The sequence below is a fragment of the Photobacterium sp. DNB23_23_1 genome, assembly GCF_052873815.1.
The window spans coordinates 13561-29913 of sequence record NZ_JBNNXT010000041.1 but is presented as its reverse complement, the minus strand read 5'-3'; the positions used below and the strand labels follow the sequence as shown (position 1 = coordinate 29913).

Genomic DNA, 16353 nt, shown 5'->3' with positions numbered 1-16353 from the left:
GTTCCGGGGCTTTTTTCATCAATACATCAGATTAAGACTGAGTCGCAACAGCTTGTGCGCTGTCATCCTGATTTTTATATAGCTTGTAAGACATGATACCAATCACCAGCGCTTTGATAATCATCATCTGAGGGTTGCCATAGTAACCCACCATACCGACAAAACCAGACATCAACATCAGTACACGGTACTTGCGTAAACTCGTCATATAAATGGCTGTTAGAATAATACCCAAATCAAGGAACTGGAAACCTACAGCTAAGGTCGGCTCTGCAATAAATGAAGACACTGCAACATATAGAATGTAGCCAATACCCACAGCCATTACGCTACCCAACGCAATCAGCAGTGTCTTGGATACACTCATGAAATCTTTCGCATAGCGGTATGTATTGATACTTGCGACTGCGAGGTTAAGAATTACCTTTGGATACCAGCCCATCAATAAGGCCCAAACTGTATCGTTCGCAGCAGAACCAAACGCCGCAAAACGTGTCGCCTTCATACTGTTAAAAATAGTCAGTGATATGTAAAAAGCGACACTGGTCCAGCCCAGCACTTCGACGATCAAGTCCATTCAAGTCTCTCCACAAAGGTAAAATTTGGCGTAGATACTAATGTGGAACACCTGAGTAAACAAGCGATTTCGCCGTTTGAAACAGAATTAAACACTATAACAAAACAACAAACCAGCCATTAACATAGCATCAAAATATATATACAAAACATAATAGCGTTGATTGCTATGACATTTTCCTAAGCATCCTATTGACTATATCCATTGATCAGGTAATAAGCAGTTATCCACAATTTCTGGGGATAGTTTGTTGCTAATCCTGTTCATAGCCATTTATCCCCAAGTAATTTCATGCTCTTCGGCATAATGCCAGCTGCCTTCCCCATTGCAGTGAACACCCCGCCCTGCTTTTCTATATGATTGGAGGTGAAGAGCATAACGAAAAAGAGGCTGCACTCGCAGCCTCTCTGTTATTAGTTTGGTTTTCTGCTTAATTTGCTATTTTTTCTAGCTCATCCAACGGTAGCCAGTTTACCTGTACACCTGACTGCTCAAACATTTCTTTACTCACTTGGATCTTATCTCCCCAACGCGACAGAAAATCTTCAGTCTGTTCAGGACAATGAACTGTCGAGATACCTGTTTGAATAATTTTGGCAGCACAGTTTGGGCACGGAAAATGCGTTACCCAAATATCACAATCTGCCAAATCACGCTTGGCAAACAAAATCGCATTTTCCTCAGCATGAAGTGTTTTCAATAACTTCATTTCACGGTCATCAGTATCTGCACTGTCAGATACGCCGTGGGGATAACCATTGAAACCAACAGAAACAATGCGGTTGCCCTTAGTAATAACAGCACCGACTTGTGTTGAAGGGTCTTTACTCCATGAACCAACTAACTCCGCCATTTGAAAAAAGCGCACTGCCCATTTAGAAATCATATTCATTACCTTGTGGTATTTCGAAATCACTTGAATATATGATGCAAAACTTATGCGTATTGCTCAAGTCCGACCTTGCCATAGCGTGTCAATTTCCCCATTGACTTGGGTAATTAGCGCCAAGCTAGCATCCTAACTTCATTCCCTTCCTCTGGCTTCGCCGGGATATTCAGTGATAGCAACAGTGATACCCCAGCCATTGCCGCTCCAGCAAAAAACACCGAAGACGGTGATGTTAACCAAAGTAAGCCAAAGCTGACAGGGATCACGACGGCAGCAATATGGTTAATAGTGAATGCAACACCTGCAGTAGAAGCCATGTCGGCTGGGTCCGCTATTTTTTGGAAGTACGTTTTCATTGCTAGCGCCAAAGCAAAAAATAAATGGTCAACAACATACAACACTGCTGCGATTTCAGCTTGTTCTACGATGGCATAACCGGCAAACACCACGATTAAGCCCACATATTCACACACCAAAGCTTTACGCTCTCCCACTCGCCCGATAAACCGTCCGATTTTTTTTGCAAATAGCCAGTTAAACAGGTAATTAATCAAAAATAGCAAGGTGATATCAGCTGCGGAATAACCGAATTTTTCAACCATCAAGAACCCAGCGAAGACAATAAAGATCTGACGACGGGCGCCGCTCATAAACGTCAGTGCGTAATAGAGCCAATAACGTTTACGAAATACCAATTTCTTCGTCTGTACCGTTTCACTTTTAAATTGCGGAAATGCCGCAGCAACAAAAACCAAAATAGCAAAAGCTACTACACCGGTAATCAAATATACCCACTTAAATGACAGTTCAAACTGCTCTAGCATGAGCCACAACGCACCATAGGTACACAAGGATGCCAGAGCGCCAACTGAAATCAATTTCCCGAGAACTTCTGGTGCTTCCTCTTTGCTCAACCATTGCAAAGATAACGACTGTTTGAGTGTTTCAAAATAATGAAAGCCAGTAGACATCAGTAAGGTTGTCATCAACAACCCCGACACCGATGGGAAAAAGCCGGTAATGGCGACCCCTAATGTCAACATTACGAGCGAGAGAATCATAAAACGTTGCTCTCGGATGAACATAAGAACAAAGACTGCAGTAAATGCTAAAAAGCCAGGGATCTCTCGTACGCTCTGTAACAAGCCGATGTCCGCCCCAGTAAAAGCCGCTTCTTCAATTACGAAATTATTGAGTAGCGCCTGCCAACTTGAAAATGCAACCGGAACGATAATTGAAATTAAGATCAAAAAGTTTTGTGGTGTTTTCCACCCATGATATTTACGAGTAGCTGACATAGCTTCCCTACTTGAAATGATAAACGAATATTCGACTAGCTTAACAGTCCAGTTGAAAAAGGCTATGTAATTCAATCATGCTCGCTGCGCAAACGATATAGACAGAAACAAACTTTGGATGACAGCTCAATGTGGTTGACGCAAAAGCGCTAATCATCATTTATCAATATCCATTCGCCCCTGCCCTTCCAAGCGGCGATCAACGGTTTTTCGATACCAACGAGATAGTCGTACTTTCACACATGAAATCGCCATTACCCATACAAGGGGACGCAGGTACCATACCTGTCGGAATAGCAGAATATAGGCATCCAGCTCTTTTCGGATCTCACCGTTTATATCCATCACATGTAATTCTTTAACAGCGAGGTATGGGTCTATTCCCAGTGATTTTAGATAATCATCTTTTCCTGTAATGTCACACCAAACAACCGTGTCTGGGCGGCTCAGTCGCCGTGTAAACCAATTGCGATCATCGACACAGCTCGGGCAAGCACCGTCATAAAAAATGGTCAACTTACGTTCTAGCATGATTCTGGAGCCTCAATATGTCGTCCCTAGTTAAAGTGTAGCGATAACAGCACCTAGAGGTAGCTGGGTATACTATGCTTTCGCTGTACGTTTCAACTCTTGCTTGAGGGAGTAACATTATGGCAAAAGCATTAATTGTCCTAACCAGCCATGCAGCGCTAGGAAACACAGGTACAACGACTGGATTTTGGCTTTCAGAGTTAACTCACCCCTACTTTGCCTTGGTCGATAAAGGTATTGACGTAGATATCGTGTCAATTGCTGGTGGAGAAACACCGGTAGACCCCAAAAGCTGGGATGAAGAAGATGAGTTCAACGCGCGATTTCTTGCAGACCCAAAACTGGTTGATCATTTAAAAAACAGTCACTCGCTCAATAACGTCATGCCTTCTGACTATCAGGCCATCGTATTTGCTGGTGGTCACGGGACCATGTGGGATTTTCCTGACGATGAGCATGTTAATCGAGTCGCCATTGCTATCTATCAACATAATGGTATTTTAGCCGCAATTTGCCACGGTCCAGCGGCTTTAGTCAATATGACCTATGCCAACGGCGACCACCTAATTGCCAACAAGAAAGTCACTGGATTCACCAATGAAGAAGAAGAAGCTATAGGGCTTACTGCCGTCGTACCATTCTTGTTAGAGGACAAACTTAAACAGGCCAATGCGACATTTGTTGCAGCTGAAGCCTGGGCAAATAACGTTGTAATCGATGATCGCCTGATTACCGGACAGAACCCCCAATCGGCCAGCAGCGTCGGTGAAGCCGTTGCAGAATTACTGTTAGAATAGTAACTTGGCGCTAGGCAATAGCGTTCAATAACAGGAAGTAACATGGAATATCTACACACTATGGTAAGAGTCAGCGATCTTGATGCATCGCTAGATTTCTACTGCAACAAACTGGGCTTAGTCGAAACCAATCGTAAAGAAAGTGAAAAAGGTCGCTTCACTTTGGTTTTCCTTGCAGCGCCTGGTGATGCCGAAAATGCGAAAATAACTAGCGCACCGCTGGTTGAGCTAACCTACAACTGGGATCCTGAGGAATATGCTGGCGGCCGAAACTTCGGACACTTGGCCTTCCGTGTCGATAATATCTACGATCTTTGTGCTCACCTCCAAGCAGGTGGCGTGACAATTAACCGTCCACCGCGCGATGGCCATATGGCATTCGTGCGCTCACCGGATGGTATTTCTATAGAATTATTGCAAAAAGGCGAAGCATTACCCCCTATTGAACCTTGGGTATCCATGGAAAATGTTGGCAAGTGGTAAGCAGTTGCTGATCGTCATTTCGTTGTAGCGCTTTACCCCTTTTACTTAAAGGGTAAAGGGGAAGCGCTACCCTAATACCTTTATTCTCAATCTACTTTATTAATCAAAATCCCAATCTACTCATTGTTAATACCGCATTATCTAACCTCACATTGAGAAGCATAATGCAACAGCACTAATCCATCAGTTGCATTTCACAAAATGAAATGCCTCTTGATAAGAATTTCTTTACTAGGATTTTTTTATCTTTCAGAAACTTATTTCACATACATTCTTCTGGGTGACGATGTAAAGCAATCTGGTCATTAAATTGCAGCTCCAAGGTAACTGTTACTCTAGGAGACTCCAATGAAGGCACTCAATACACTCTGCCTCGCAGTAGGCGCTTTAGGATTAAGTGGCTGCCAGCTCACTAATCAGGAGCATATTAGCCACAGCTTTGACGATCCTGTGTCCATTCATGATTACCAACTCCCCATCTATCCCGATGGCATGACATTGATATCAAACTACCGACAACGGCGTAACCAAGACGTTTGGTATTGGTCTGAATTAGAAAATAAGACTTACCAACGCGGCGAAAATTTGATTATTCAAATCGTCACTAATCAACCCATTGAGGCGCCACCTGCACAATTCGCTTTTTCACTGCCGAACAAAGCGCCAGAACGAAAATACAATGATATTGGCCCATACCAACGCTGGGTCAATGTGATGCCAAACGGTGATAAATGCACCTACGCCCAGCAGCACACCCGCAAAATAGAAAAGTGGCTTTCTGTATTTATTCATTATTGCACACCTGAAAACCAAGACGGCCTCACGTGGTTAGATGATTTAAAACCAAGTTTTTACCTGCAGGAGTTCTAACGATGCGTTTTTTTAATGCAGTATCATGGATGAAGTGCCTCGCAGCCGGCATTCTTATTCTCGCCATATTCAGTCTGGCAACCGTACAAGTCTCAATGGAAACCCATTTATGGTTATCGGCCAGTGCCTTTTTCATTGTACTAATGGGCATGACGGCCAACAACAAACCTTATTTGCAGTTGTTGATGCTACTAACCGGTGCTTTTATTTCCATCCGCTATATTTGGTGGCGTTACGACCAAACATTGCCGTGGGAGAGTAGCTTGGATATGCCATTTGCCCTCGCCTTACTCGTGACCGAAATATATGGCATCACCATTTATCTGTTAGGGATTTTTGTCAATGCCAAGCATCGTGACCGCGCAATCATTCCAATCAATGAAGATAAACCTCTGCCCACTGTTGATGTTTTTATTCCTACGTACAATGAATCTCTTCGGGTTGTAGGCCCGACCATCGCAGCAGCGACACAATTACAGTACCCAGGTATTGTTAACATATGGGTACTTGATGATGGCGGTACAGCCCAAAAACTCAACAACCCGGATCCAGAGCAAGCTAACGCAGCTCGAAATCGTTCAAACTCTCTTAAGAAATTATGCCAGCAGCTAAGCGTGAACTATCTCACCCGCGCAGAAAACAACCATGCCAAGGCTGGCAATATTAATCATGCACTCTCTCACAGCAACGGGGATCTGATCCTCATCCTCGATGCGGATCATGTTCCTGCTAAAGACTTCTTGAAAAGTACCATAGGCCACTTTCAGCAACAGCCAAATTTGGGCTTTGTCCAAACTCCACACTTTTTTGTTACCCCAAACCCAATCGAGAGAAACTTAGGTATTGAGAACAAGGTGCCTTCAGAAAATGAGATGTTCTACAACGGTATTCTCAAAGGGCTGGACTTCTGGAACGCAAGTTTTTTCTGTGGCTCGGCTGCCGTTATTCGCCGCAAGGCACTTGATGATATTGGTGGAATATCCACTCGAACCATTACCGAGGATGCCGATACAGCGCTGGACATTCATGCCAAAGGCTGGGATAGCGCATACATAAACAAGGCAATGATCGCCGGATTGTCACCGGATACTTTTGGCAGTTATGTGACTCAACGGACTCGCTGGGCGCAGGGCATGTTACAAATATTGATGCTCAACAATCCGCTCCTGAAGCGTGGTCTAACGCTGCCACAGAAACTGTGCTACCTCAATTCGACGTTATTTTGGTTTTTCCCTATTTTCAGGATGATCTATTTGATCGCACCGCTTTGTTACTTACTTTTCGATTTGCAGATATTTGTCGGTAATGCCAATGACTTCATAGCCTATGCCGTACCACACCTAGTGATCAGTATTCTGATCACCCAGCATTTATTTGGTAATAATCGAAATACTTTGTTCTCTGAATTCTATGAAACCATTTTGGCCATTTTTCTCGCCATTCCTGTGTTATCCGCGATAATCAACCCCCGTAAGCCCAGTTTTGCGGTCACCCCTAAAGGGGAAACCACAAACCACACCCACTTCTCTCCCTTAATGCCAGTGGTCATTGTTATCACTGCCATCATTGGCTTTGCCGAGGGGCTCGGTCTGTATCGTTTTTATCATTACTCCGCTGAACAGGGGCAACTGGCCGTCGTTTTGGTATTCAACACGTTCAACCTGATGATGTGCCTCGTTTGCCTTGGAGCACTAGTGGAAAGAAGGCAACGCCGTGCTGAGCCTCGTACCTCATGCAGCCGTCAAGGGTTTGTTACCATTGGAGATAGCACTGCGCAAACCATTATCGATGACACATCAATGAACGGCGCACACCTGACCATCAAGTCTCTCAATAGCAACCTTCAGCCTGCAGATATTGTGGAACTTACCTGTTTTATTGAGCAGCCGGGCACGACTAAAAATGGGAAGAAAAAGCTCAAGCCACAACGAATAGCGTTACGTGTACATCGCGTTAATTACCTTTCTAACGGACAAACTGCAAATTGTGAGGTTTTGGAAAGCAGCACGACAGCATGGCAAGCGTTAACCGCTCTAACATTTGGTGACAGTGAAAAATGGTCACAACGAAGAGCATTTGAACAGCAACAACGTCGAGGCGTGATCCACGCTATCGCACACTTCTTCAAGCTCGGCTTTAAAAGCTTGACCTATACCCTCTCGGTGTCGCGCCACACTTCTATTGCCGACAACCCATCAGAGCAAAATGAAAGCAAAACACAGGATGTACGCCAATGAAACGCTATCTAATACTCATTTATGGCCTACTTTTCTCCGCCATAAGCCTTGCTCAAACGGTCAATGTACCTCTTAGCTTCATCTTGCCGGAGGGGCAAGATTCAACGCTGCGTGGTCAGTGGGACAAACTCAGTTTTCCACTCACCATATTAGAGGATCAACAAGTCAATAACATCAAAGTAGCGTTATCACTCACCCACTCGGGAAACATAGATTTAGCCCACCTGTGGGTTAATCTTGGTGACAAGCCTATCGCTAACATACAACTACAGCCCAATGGCATATCACAACAAATCGTTGTTAACCTATCCCAAGCGTTGCTAGAGCGTTATGGGAATATCATGACAATTTCGGTTCGTCATCAACTCCCTGCGTCATTAAGCCTTGCTGAACAACGGCTCGAAGCATCCGAAGCCGTCACTAAGGTTCTGGCTCAGCAGTCTTACATTGAACTCGACTTCACAAAGACGACGGCAGAATCAACACTGGCGGACTTTTCTGCATTAATCATGAGTGGACAGCTACATGACAAGCCAATTCAGCTTGTCAGCCAAATACCGGGGAATACTGAAGCCGCCCTTTCTATCGCAAGCCAACTTGTTCAGGGGTGGACTTTACGCAGCGGCAGTAAATCATATTTGTATCAATACTTCGATCAACAAACACAAGGCATACCCGACTCTAAAGACGAGTTGGATAAACCTAGCAGCAAAGTACAGTTAGTGTTTGGTTTGCCTGAACAATTTAAAACTATGAACATACTGCCCAGTGCTCACCTTGCAGGGATCCAAGGACCTTACCTCGGCCTAGTTCAACAACAAGGCTCAAACCAATGGCTGCTGATTGTTTCGGGTAGGGACGAAAACGAGTTACTTGAGGCCGCAGGCTATTTTGCCAACCCCAGCTACCCCCTTCCTGCTTACAAATTCGCTGTCGTTGGCCGATATCAACAACCGGGTAAAGCCCAGCTTCAGAGCAAGGGGGAATACACCATTTCCCAATTTACCCCCCAACAGAATTTCGGCCAAGCGCCCTTAGTACTGCCTTTGGTGATGCCGGCAAATTCATTGTTCAGTCCCGATGAGAAAGCCCATATCAATTTGCTGCTTGCCCACCCTTCGGTTGTACCGGGTGAAGCCGCGATGGTTATTCGAGTCAATGGCGATTACGCCAATAGCATGCCATTACGTGCCAGCCGCTGGCGGGAAACGCAGCATTACCGTTTATCTTTTCCGATGAATAAGCTTCGTCCAGGGCTAAACAAAGTCAGTGTCGAGCTATACGGTCCTGAACAAACAGACAGCTATAGCGCAGCTCCTATGCCATTCATTGCCCACATTGAGAAAAGCTCAGTCCTTCGCTTGGGTGCATGGGTTAATTACGTCACTAAGTTTGATCAGCAACTGCCCGCCGATCAACTGTTATTCATGACCGCAAATAATGGGCGTGAAACACAGCTTACAATTAATTACAGCGAGGAAAGCCAACTCACAGCTATATGGCAACTGCTTAGCCATATCACCTGGGAAGCTCAGCGTCCAATGACCGAATTGCTCGTTACGGAAAACAACACCCAGCGACGCCCTATCAACCTCACTTTCAACGTCGGCAATACCCTTGGGGTTAACCCTCAGAGCGCGAATGAAAATAGCGGTCTGCTAGCATCACTTCGTCATACTCTGATCAATAGCATGGCAAAGATGCAAAATGGTCAGACAGCCTTTTCAAGTCGAGAATCCACTTATGATCTCGAGCCCAACGGTTCCAATACCCTCTATCAATACGGTACAAAGCAAGCGTACTGGCAAGCCGATAGCCAGTTCGACCAATTCGCGAGGCTAACAACAGCGAACAACGGTTGGCGTAATATCATATTCAATGCTGACAGCGACGCTATTTTCAATCAAGAGATGATGATGTATCTCAACCGGCAGAAATCCGTCGCTCACGGTGACATCGAACTCGCAACCCGCAGTGTGGAAGCCGATAAAGAACTTGCTCGATCTGGCTTCATCGCCTACCCCTACTCCTTACCCATTGTATTGATATTGCTATTGCTACCATTGACTTTGCTTATCCACCGCCAACTGGAGAAGCCGCTATGAAATTGAGTCCTTTGGTTATGGCCATCATTCCACTGCTCACCAGCTCACAAGTTGCAGCCAAAGTACACGGCTGCAATATCCGAGCTGATCAGCAATTATGGAGTTCTTACAAGGATAGATTCATTAACCCTGGCGGTAGGGTCGTTGATAACGGCAATGGCAGTATCAGTCATAGCGAAAGCCAGGGCTATGGCATGCTAATGGCGGCATTTTTCAATGACCATCAAACTTTCAAACAACTTTGGCAATGGACTCAAAACCATTTACAACGTCAAGATGACCCATTGTTTGCATGGAAATGGCAACCATCATTACCGCATATCCCAGATAACAACAATGCCAGTGACGGCGATATTTTCATTGCTTGGGCACTGCTCAAGGGACACCAGCTTTGGCCTGAGCATCAGTACCAACAACAGGCCAAATCCATCATTAATGAGTTGGAAGCCTCTCACTTTGTAACACTTGGTGGCCAACAGGCCTTTCTACCAGCCCAATACGGGTTTGAAAAAACCAGCTCAACCACCGTTAACCCTTCTTATTGGGTTTATCCTGCTTTCAATGATTTTGCAAAAATGAATACGGTTTGGGCGTCACTGAACCAAGGTGGCTTATCAATCTTAGACAGTAACCGGTACGGCCAATATCAACTTCCTACTGACTGGCTGGAGTACCGAGATAATAGTTGGCAGCCCTCTGAACAGTTTCCAAGCCGTTTTAGCTATTCCAGCTATCGTATCCCTCTGTACCTCATCTGGGGTGGCTACGACGATGCCGTGAATGACAACTACCGCCGCTGGCTGTTCCAGCACAACAAAGCTTGGGTTGATGTCGAAGACGGACAAATGGCACCTTTTAGAGCACCAAACGGTGCCACTGCTGTCGCGACATTGGTTCAGCTCAGTCAGGAAACCTACAAGCATCGAAGTGCGCTCCCTCATCCAAACAGTAGTGATGATTACTACTCATCAAGCTTAATTATTTTCTCCCATATTGCATTTCACGAGAGGTATTGCCAATGAAAGCCCTACCCTTAGCTCTCCTTGTTGTGGCCCCAGCCATGGCTTCAGAGCAAACCTATATCAAACTATTGGAAAGCGATGTTTCTGTTGAAGTCAACCCACAGCAACAGTACAAACATTTTGATGAAAGCCCAATTTGGGACACGCTGAATAAAGAAGGCTGGCAAGCCGCCAAGCAAGCTGCTGGGAATCAACCAATTTCAGAATCTTTAAGTGAAGAGATCCATTATCGTTCATCATTGGCTCAACTCGAAACAGCCATTGCCAATAAGCAAATCACCCAATCCAATCAGTTACTGCGGGAAAATCCACAATGGGTGACTTGCTCGCGCATTCAATGGGCGTGGTTAGATCTTCAACAAGAAACCCAATCTGGTTATGGGCCGAATTCAAAACAAAAACTATCAAATCTTTTATCAGGTTGCCCAAAGCATGGTTTGTCGACAACCCAAAAGGCACTTGGCTGGACCAACGCCTATGCCAGTTCCGATATTCTAACTCGATACAAAAATAGCAGCAGTTACAATGCTGTTGATTACGAAAAGCTTGCCTACCAGGCCAACCTTGCCAGGTTGAGTCAACAACGCTTAAATGCAAATCAAACCCACTCAGCAAGCCAATTAATCTCACAAAAGAAAGATGCGACGGGGGCTGAGCTTTTAGGCTGGCAACACCTAAAAAACAAGCAATACAGTACTGCACTCGCATGGTTCGATAAATCAATAGGCTGGACAGAAACCCCAAGCCGCAAGCAAATTGAAGGCAAGATCCTAAGCCTCCAACAATTAGGTAAAATCGATGAAGCAAAACGCTATCAGCAACTGTGGTCTTCGCGTTATCCAAGCTTGAAAACACTGGATGCTAACAGCCAATCACCAAAGTTGGCTAAAGCATGCCAATCAGACCCACAACAGTGCCTTGAGTTACTGTATAAAAACAAATCACTCAGTGCCGAACAGCATGCTTTAGCTGGCTGGCAATGGTACGAAATGGATCGCCCTTTAACGGCTAAGCGTTCGTTCGAAAAAGCACTAGATAAAATGGATAGTGGCAATAAGCAGTACGAAACAACCCAGTATGGTTACACCTTGGCACTTAACAAAGCTGGGTTTGAGCAACATGCTGAATTCCTTGCCAATAACCTTGCCGACCCAAGCCAGAAAATACTTTACGCCAAGCAAAGAGAAACTAAAGCGATTCTCAATGCTTACGAAAAACAGGATTATCAGTATGTCATTGATCATAGTGAAAATTTCGAGCAAGCGTATGGCAAGGAAGTCGGACTAGCTGAAATTAAGGGATGGGCGTATTACAACCAGAAGCAAAATAATAAAGCAGTGGAGACATTCCGTGAACTGGTCGATGCTTACCCGCATGATGAAAACCTACAGGATGCATTGAAAACCGCGGAGTGTGCACAGAAAAAAAGTTACAAACGCTGTTACTAGGCCTTCTGTAAATAGCCTCTGTCTACGTATAGACAGAGGCTTAATTCATTCAAGCTGAAAGAACATTTAGTTCATCAGCCTAATCAAGGCATGCTGGCTCTATGGCACACCATGACCTTTAGATGCAACCCACACGCGATACCACTGCTCTCGAGTCAATGTAATCCCCAATGCATCAACCGCTGCCTGTACACGCTCGATTTTACCTGAGCCAATGATAGGTACTGGGTTCGACGGCAGACGACGAACCCACGCGTAAATCACTTGATCAATACTTTGCGCGCCCACTTCTTCACGGATCGCTTCTAATTCGTTACGTACCCGGACTTGCTGCTCTGACTGGCCAGAGAAAATAGCACCGCCGCCCAAACATGACCATGCCATTGGCTTGACACGCTTCATTTGCAGTTGATCCAATGTACCGTCATGCGCTGCTTCAAAGCTAAGTGGATTGATCTCAACTTGGTTGGTCACTAATGGTGCATCTAAGCGAGATTGCAGCAAATCAAACTGAGAAGGCGTGAAGTTCGATACACCGAAGTGGTTCACTTTACCCTGCTTTTTCAACTCAACAAAGGCTTCAGCTACCTCGTCGGCATCCATCAATACATCCGGACGGTGGATCAGTAAAACATCGATGTTCTCAACCTGAAGGCGAGACAAAGAGTTGTTCACTGAATGAACAATGTGCTGCTTGCTGGTGTCGTAATGGTTGATCTTACGATCAGGCACAAGGTCGGTACACAAGTTGATATCGCACTTCGTCACAATCTCAATTTGGTCACGTACACTTGGGTCAATCGAAAGCGCTTCACCGAACAACTGCTCACATGCGTAACCGCCGTAGATATCAGCATGATCAACCGTCGTGATCCCTAACTCAATATGCTGTTTCAGGAAACTCAATCGTTCCTGTGGACTCATATGCCAATCGGCAAGACGCCAATAGCCTTGAACTAACTCGGAAAACTGTGGCCCTTTCGGGGTGAGTTCAACTTTTGCCACCATCTGCACTTAACTCCGTTTACTCAAAAAACGCTTTCCATCCTAGGCTTGTTCTGAATAGGAGGCAATGCTATAACTCCAATCCTTCGAACTGGAGTACGAACAATGACTTTTTCCGCTCGCCTAAAAACCCTGATCGGCGAAGAAAGCATCAGTGGCTTCGCCCGCCGGGTAGAGATCAATGAAGCTTTAATCCGCAAATACCTAAAAGGCAGCGAGCCAAGTTTAGTGAAGGCGAATCAGATCGCTATGCGGGCCAATTGCTCTCTGGAATGGTTAGCGACAGGCTGCGGCTATCTGTACCGTCAGGCTGAAGTTGTCGACAAATCAGCACTCAATGCTGCTTTTGAGCATGTGAACGGTAAAAAAATCAGCAATACTGAAGCAGATAAACTGTTAACAATTGTGACTGGCTATCAATATCTCCGAACCCATAAGAAATCTGACGGTTACTTAGATATCAGCGGGATGACAACATTCCTCAATATCGCCAAACAAGAAAAACCTGAATGATTTCTGTCTGCACCTGAATTTCCAAACTGGCAGGAGTAGTGTTTTGATATTAGGAGGTTACAATCCGCCGCAGTCATTAGCTAAGAAGTACTGCTATGCCAAAACTAAATCTCCATCGACAAGACCACATGAAAACCGTGGTCAATGACTTCACTGCTGACGAGCTCCAGCAACGCCTTGGTTCAAATTTTACCAAGCCGGAAAAAAAGCAGCCGCGAACGCCTTACCTTACCCCCAAGGCGGTTGAGCGACGCTGGCAAATGCTCGATAACGAGGAAGCCAAAGCACAACTGCTCGATGGACACACACAAGAGCAAATGCTCTGCTATAACAAAAATATTGAAAACTTCATTGGTACGGTCAAAATGCCCGTCGGTATTGCTGGGCCACTTCGTGTCAACGGCTTGTTTGCCCAAAATGATTATCACGTGCCACTCGCCACAACCGAAGCCGCCCTTGTTGCCTCGTATAACCGTGGTTCTCAGCTTATCACCCAAGCTGGCGGGGCAAGTGCCATGCTGCTTAACGAAGGGGTCACTCGTACCCCTTGTTTTGCTTTTTATGACTTGGCGCAAGCCGGGCAATTTGTCGCTTGGGTTGTCACCCAATATGATGAATTCCGTCGTATTGCCGAATCGACCACACGACACGGTAAATTGACCGATATCAGTGTCAACATTGAAGGCAACCACGTTTACTTGGTGTTTGAATACCTTACAGGCGATGCGTCCGGCCAGAATATGGTGACGATTTCGACCAACGCGGTGTTCGAACATATCTTGCACCACTCTCCAATCAAACCGCTAGAAGCCTTCCTCGATGGCAACCTTTCTGGGGACAAGAAAGCAACAGCACAAACCTTGCGCGGTGTACGCGGAAAAAAAGTGACGGCCGAAGTCAATATCGATAAAGAACTGGTCGAGAAAATGCTGCATACCACGCCCGAAAAAATGGCCGAATTTGCCCGCATGAATACCATCGGTGGCACGCTCAGCGGCAGTATCGGTATTAACGCCCACTATGCCAATGCCCTCGCTGCCTTCTACATTGCCTGCGGCCAAGATGCCGCCTGCGTAGCGGAGTCTGCGGTGGGGATTACCCGTATTGAGGTCAATCAACACGGTGGTTTATATGCCTCCGTCACCTTGCCAAACCTTATGGTAGGAACCGTTGGCGGCGGCACATCTCTTCCTAGCCAAAAATCATGTTTGGACTTACTGGGCTTACATGGCGCTGGTCATTCTCAAGCTTTGTCTGAGGTTTGTGCAGCCCTTTGCCTAGCGGGTGAGTTGTCGATTGTTGGCGCCTTCTGTGCCGGCCACTTCTCGCGCGCCCATCATAAGTTGGCACGTTAACGTCTTTTCCATCATACCGAAACACCCTCTTTGCTTGGGAGGGTGTTTTATTACCTCTAGCCATTCATCATACCAACCTACATAAATATTTGATCAACTACTTATCCAGATTGGTATCACACATATCTAATGCGTTATATATGGTTTTCAGGCAAAATTATGACACCGCTTACCATTATCATTTGTGGTGACATTTTTCTGCTGCACTTAAAACACTGAGGTTTCAATTCCGTCAATGCTTAAAACCCTATACCCTTCTTTGCTTAAAAATTCCGTTTTTAACCAACTTCCTGTTGGTTTGCGCTATATGTTGTTATCTGCATTGGGTTTCTCCCTCATGGCGGCATGCGTCAAATTAGTCAGTGCGACTGGCATGCCGATTTTCCAAATCGTTGCGGCAAGGGCACTTATTTCACTAGTGATCAGCTACCTCGATATTAAGCGCAAGAAAATTCCAGTATGGGGTAATAACAAGCCATTACTTATCACGAGAGGAACGGTTGGTACCTTAGGCTTAATATGCGTGTACTACGCCATTGCTCACCTGCCTTTGGCTGAAGCGACTATCTTGCAATACCTGCACCCAGTATTTACCGCGGTATTAGCTCTGCTATTTCTTAAAGAGCGGATCCAAATGTCGACCATCATCTGTATCGCTTTGAGTATCCTTGGACTGATCATTACCGTGAAGCCTAATATGCTCGCCAGCAATGCTGTCGAACTCCCTACTTTTGCCGTAGGTATCGCGATGCTTGGTGCGTTTTTCAGTGCCGTCGCGTATACCATCGTAAAACGTCTTAGCAAAGGTGAAGATAGCTCAGTTATCGTGTTTTACTTTCCGTTCATTGCGCTCCCGTTATCATTGATCCTTCTTGGTGGTGAGGCGCAGATGCCTACATTATTTGAGGCTACATTATTGTTGTTGATAGGTATTTTTACTCAGATTGGCCAAGTGTGCTTAACCAAAGCAATGCAAACTGAAGCTGCAAGCAAGGCGACGGCCTACTCCTACATTCAAGTAGTATTCTCTATCCTGCTTGGTGCATTCCTATTTAATGAGTTGCCATCGGTTTGGACACTGCTCGGCGGGAGCCTGATCATTGTCGGTACGCTGATAAACATCTTCGGGAGCCAACGCGCGGCACCAAATAAGTAAAGCAGTTAAAGCTATACCAAAAACCACATCAAATACGACACCAATAAAAAAGACCGCCGAGGCGGTC

Annotated in this window: 15 protein-coding genes; 10 read left to right on the top strand and 5 right to left on the bottom strand. The window is 45.5% G+C overall.

Going from position 1 to position 16353, the window contains the following annotated elements:
* Nucleotides 1-31: 31 nt before the first annotated feature.
* From ACVA53_RS20215 to ACVA53_RS20200, 4 genes are all read right to left on the bottom strand, one after another.
* Nucleotides 32-577, bottom strand: coding sequence for a hypothetical protein (locus tag ACVA53_RS20215; protein ID WP_255043332.1), 546 nt, complete (start codon nucleotides 575-577; stop codon nucleotides 32-34).
* Between the two features lie 430 nt (nucleotides 578-1007).
* The gene (locus ACVA53_RS20210; RefSeq protein WP_446506073.1) at nucleotides 1008-1463 is read right to left on the bottom strand and encodes a dCMP deaminase family protein; all 456 of its coding nucleotides are present in this window, start codon (nucleotides 1461-1463) and stop codon (nucleotides 1008-1010) included.
* Between the two features lie 113 nt (nucleotides 1464-1576).
* On the bottom strand, nucleotides 1577-2764 hold the full coding sequence (locus ACVA53_RS20205; protein ID WP_255043330.1) for an MFS transporter: 1188 nt from the start codon (nucleotides 2762-2764) through the stop codon (nucleotides 1577-1579).
* A gap of 156 nt (nucleotides 2765-2920) precedes the next feature.
* On the bottom strand, nucleotides 2921-3295 hold the full coding sequence (locus tag ACVA53_RS20200; RefSeq protein WP_255043329.1) for a DCC1-like thiol-disulfide oxidoreductase family protein: 375 nt from the start codon (nucleotides 3293-3295) through the stop codon (nucleotides 2921-2923).
* Between the two features lie 119 nt (nucleotides 3296-3414).
* On the opposite strand from ACVA53_RS20200, the gene ACVA53_RS20195 reads away from it, so the two are divergent.
* From ACVA53_RS20195 to ACVA53_RS20165, 7 genes are all read left to right on the top strand, one after another.
* A complete protein-coding gene (locus tag ACVA53_RS20195) occupies nucleotides 3415-4092 on the top strand; it encodes a type 1 glutamine amidotransferase domain-containing protein (RefSeq protein WP_255043328.1) in 678 nt (225 codons plus the stop codon).
* A gap of 42 nt (nucleotides 4093-4134) precedes the next feature.
* On the top strand, nucleotides 4135-4575 hold the full coding sequence (locus tag ACVA53_RS20190; RefSeq protein WP_255043327.1) for a VOC family protein: 441 nt from the start codon (nucleotides 4135-4137) through the stop codon (nucleotides 4573-4575).
* Between the two features lie 348 nt (nucleotides 4576-4923).
* Nucleotides 4924-5445: a hypothetical protein gene (locus ACVA53_RS20185; protein ID WP_255043326.1), complete on the top strand. Its 522-nt coding sequence runs from the start codon at nucleotides 4924-4926 to the stop codon at nucleotides 5443-5445.
* Between the two features lie 2 nt (nucleotides 5446-5447).
* Nucleotides 5448-7682 (top strand): UDP-forming cellulose synthase catalytic subunit, encoded by a 2235-nt coding sequence (bcsA, locus tag ACVA53_RS20180; RefSeq protein WP_255043325.1) that lies wholly within the window; start codon nucleotides 5448-5450, stop codon nucleotides 7680-7682.
* Entirely contained in the window at nucleotides 7679-9787 is a 2109-nt protein-coding gene (locus ACVA53_RS20175; RefSeq protein ID WP_446506072.1) for a cellulose biosynthesis cyclic di-GMP-binding regulatory protein BcsB, read from the top strand. The genes bcsA and ACVA53_RS20175 overlap by 4 nt, the downstream gene beginning before the upstream one ends.
* Nucleotides 9784-10809: a glycosyl hydrolase family 8 gene (locus ACVA53_RS20170; protein ID WP_255043323.1), complete on the top strand. Its 1026-nt coding sequence runs from the start codon at nucleotides 9784-9786 to the stop codon at nucleotides 10807-10809. Before ACVA53_RS20175 ends, ACVA53_RS20170 begins: the two co-directional genes overlap by 4 nt.
* Nucleotides 10806-12257, top strand: a complete 1452-nt coding sequence (locus ACVA53_RS20165) for a tetratricopeptide repeat protein (protein WP_446506071.1) — start codon at nucleotides 10806-10808, stop codon at nucleotides 12255-12257. The genes ACVA53_RS20170 and ACVA53_RS20165 overlap by 4 nt, the downstream gene beginning before the upstream one ends.
* Nucleotides 12258-12356: 99 nt before the next feature.
* Here the strand turns inward: ACVA53_RS20165 and ACVA53_RS20160 are convergent, their stop codons facing one another.
* Nucleotides 12357-13265, bottom strand: coding sequence for an aldo/keto reductase (locus ACVA53_RS20160; protein ID WP_255043321.1), 909 nt, complete (start codon nucleotides 13263-13265; stop codon nucleotides 12357-12359).
* Between the two features lie 102 nt (nucleotides 13266-13367).
* On the opposite strand from ACVA53_RS20160, the gene ACVA53_RS20155 reads away from it, so the two are divergent.
* From ACVA53_RS20155 to ACVA53_RS20145, 3 genes are all read left to right on the top strand, one after another.
* Entirely contained in the window at nucleotides 13368-13775 is a 408-nt protein-coding gene (locus tag ACVA53_RS20155) for an XRE family transcriptional regulator (protein WP_446506070.1), read from the top strand.
* A 95-nt stretch (nucleotides 13776-13870) separates the two neighbouring features.
* Nucleotides 13871-15130, top strand: coding sequence for a hydroxymethylglutaryl-CoA reductase (locus ACVA53_RS20150; RefSeq protein ID WP_446506069.1), 1260 nt, complete (start codon nucleotides 13871-13873; stop codon nucleotides 15128-15130).
* A 235-nt stretch (nucleotides 15131-15365) separates the two neighbouring features.
* The gene (locus tag ACVA53_RS20145; protein ID WP_446506068.1) at nucleotides 15366-16286 is read left to right on the top strand and encodes a DMT family transporter; all 921 of its coding nucleotides are present in this window, start codon (nucleotides 15366-15368) and stop codon (nucleotides 16284-16286) included.
* The last annotated feature ends 67 nt before the right edge of the window (nucleotides 16287-16353 follow it).

Excerpts from the sequence above, each read along its gene's own strand:
- ACVA53_RS20215 (WP_255043332.1), bottom strand. The coding sequence starts at position 577 with ATGGACTTGATCGTCGAAGTGCTGGGCTGGACCAGTGTCGCTTTTTAC.
- ACVA53_RS20210 (WP_446506073.1), bottom strand. The coding sequence starts at position 1,463 with ATGATTTCTAAATGGGCAGTGCGCTTTTTTCAAATGGCGGAGTTAGTT.
- ACVA53_RS20205 (WP_255043330.1), bottom strand. The coding sequence starts at position 2,764 with ATGTCAGCTACTCGTAAATATCATGGGTGGAAAACACCACAAAACTTT.
- ACVA53_RS20200 (WP_255043329.1), bottom strand. The coding sequence starts at position 3,295 with ATGCTAGAACGTAAGTTGACCATTTTTTATGACGGTGCTTGCCCGAGC.
- ACVA53_RS20195 (WP_255043328.1), top strand. The coding sequence starts at position 3,415 with ATGGCAAAAGCATTAATTGTCCTAACCAGCCATGCAGCGCTAGGAAAC.
- ACVA53_RS20190 (WP_255043327.1), top strand. The coding sequence starts at position 4,135 with ATGGAATATCTACACACTATGGTAAGAGTCAGCGATCTTGATGCATCG.
- ACVA53_RS20185 (WP_255043326.1), top strand. The coding sequence starts at position 4,924 with ATGAAGGCACTCAATACACTCTGCCTCGCAGTAGGCGCTTTAGGATTA.
- bcsA (WP_255043325.1), top strand. The coding sequence starts at position 5,448 with ATGCGTTTTTTTAATGCAGTATCATGGATGAAGTGCCTCGCAGCCGGC.
- ACVA53_RS20175 (WP_446506072.1), top strand. The coding sequence starts at position 7,679 with ATGAAACGCTATCTAATACTCATTTATGGCCTACTTTTCTCCGCCATA.
- ACVA53_RS20170 (WP_255043323.1), top strand. The coding sequence starts at position 9,784 with ATGAAATTGAGTCCTTTGGTTATGGCCATCATTCCACTGCTCACCAGC.
- ACVA53_RS20165 (WP_446506071.1), top strand. The coding sequence starts at position 10,806 with ATGAAAGCCCTACCCTTAGCTCTCCTTGTTGTGGCCCCAGCCATGGCT.
- ACVA53_RS20160 (WP_255043321.1), bottom strand. The coding sequence starts at position 13,265 with ATGGTGGCAAAAGTTGAACTCACCCCGAAAGGGCCACAGTTTTCCGAG.
- ACVA53_RS20155 (WP_446506070.1), top strand. The coding sequence starts at position 13,368 with ATGACTTTTTCCGCTCGCCTAAAAACCCTGATCGGCGAAGAAAGCATC.
- ACVA53_RS20150 (WP_446506069.1), top strand. The coding sequence starts at position 13,871 with ATGCCAAAACTAAATCTCCATCGACAAGACCACATGAAAACCGTGGTC.
- ACVA53_RS20145 (WP_446506068.1), top strand. The coding sequence starts at position 15,366 with ATGCTTAAAACCCTATACCCTTCTTTGCTTAAAAATTCCGTTTTTAAC.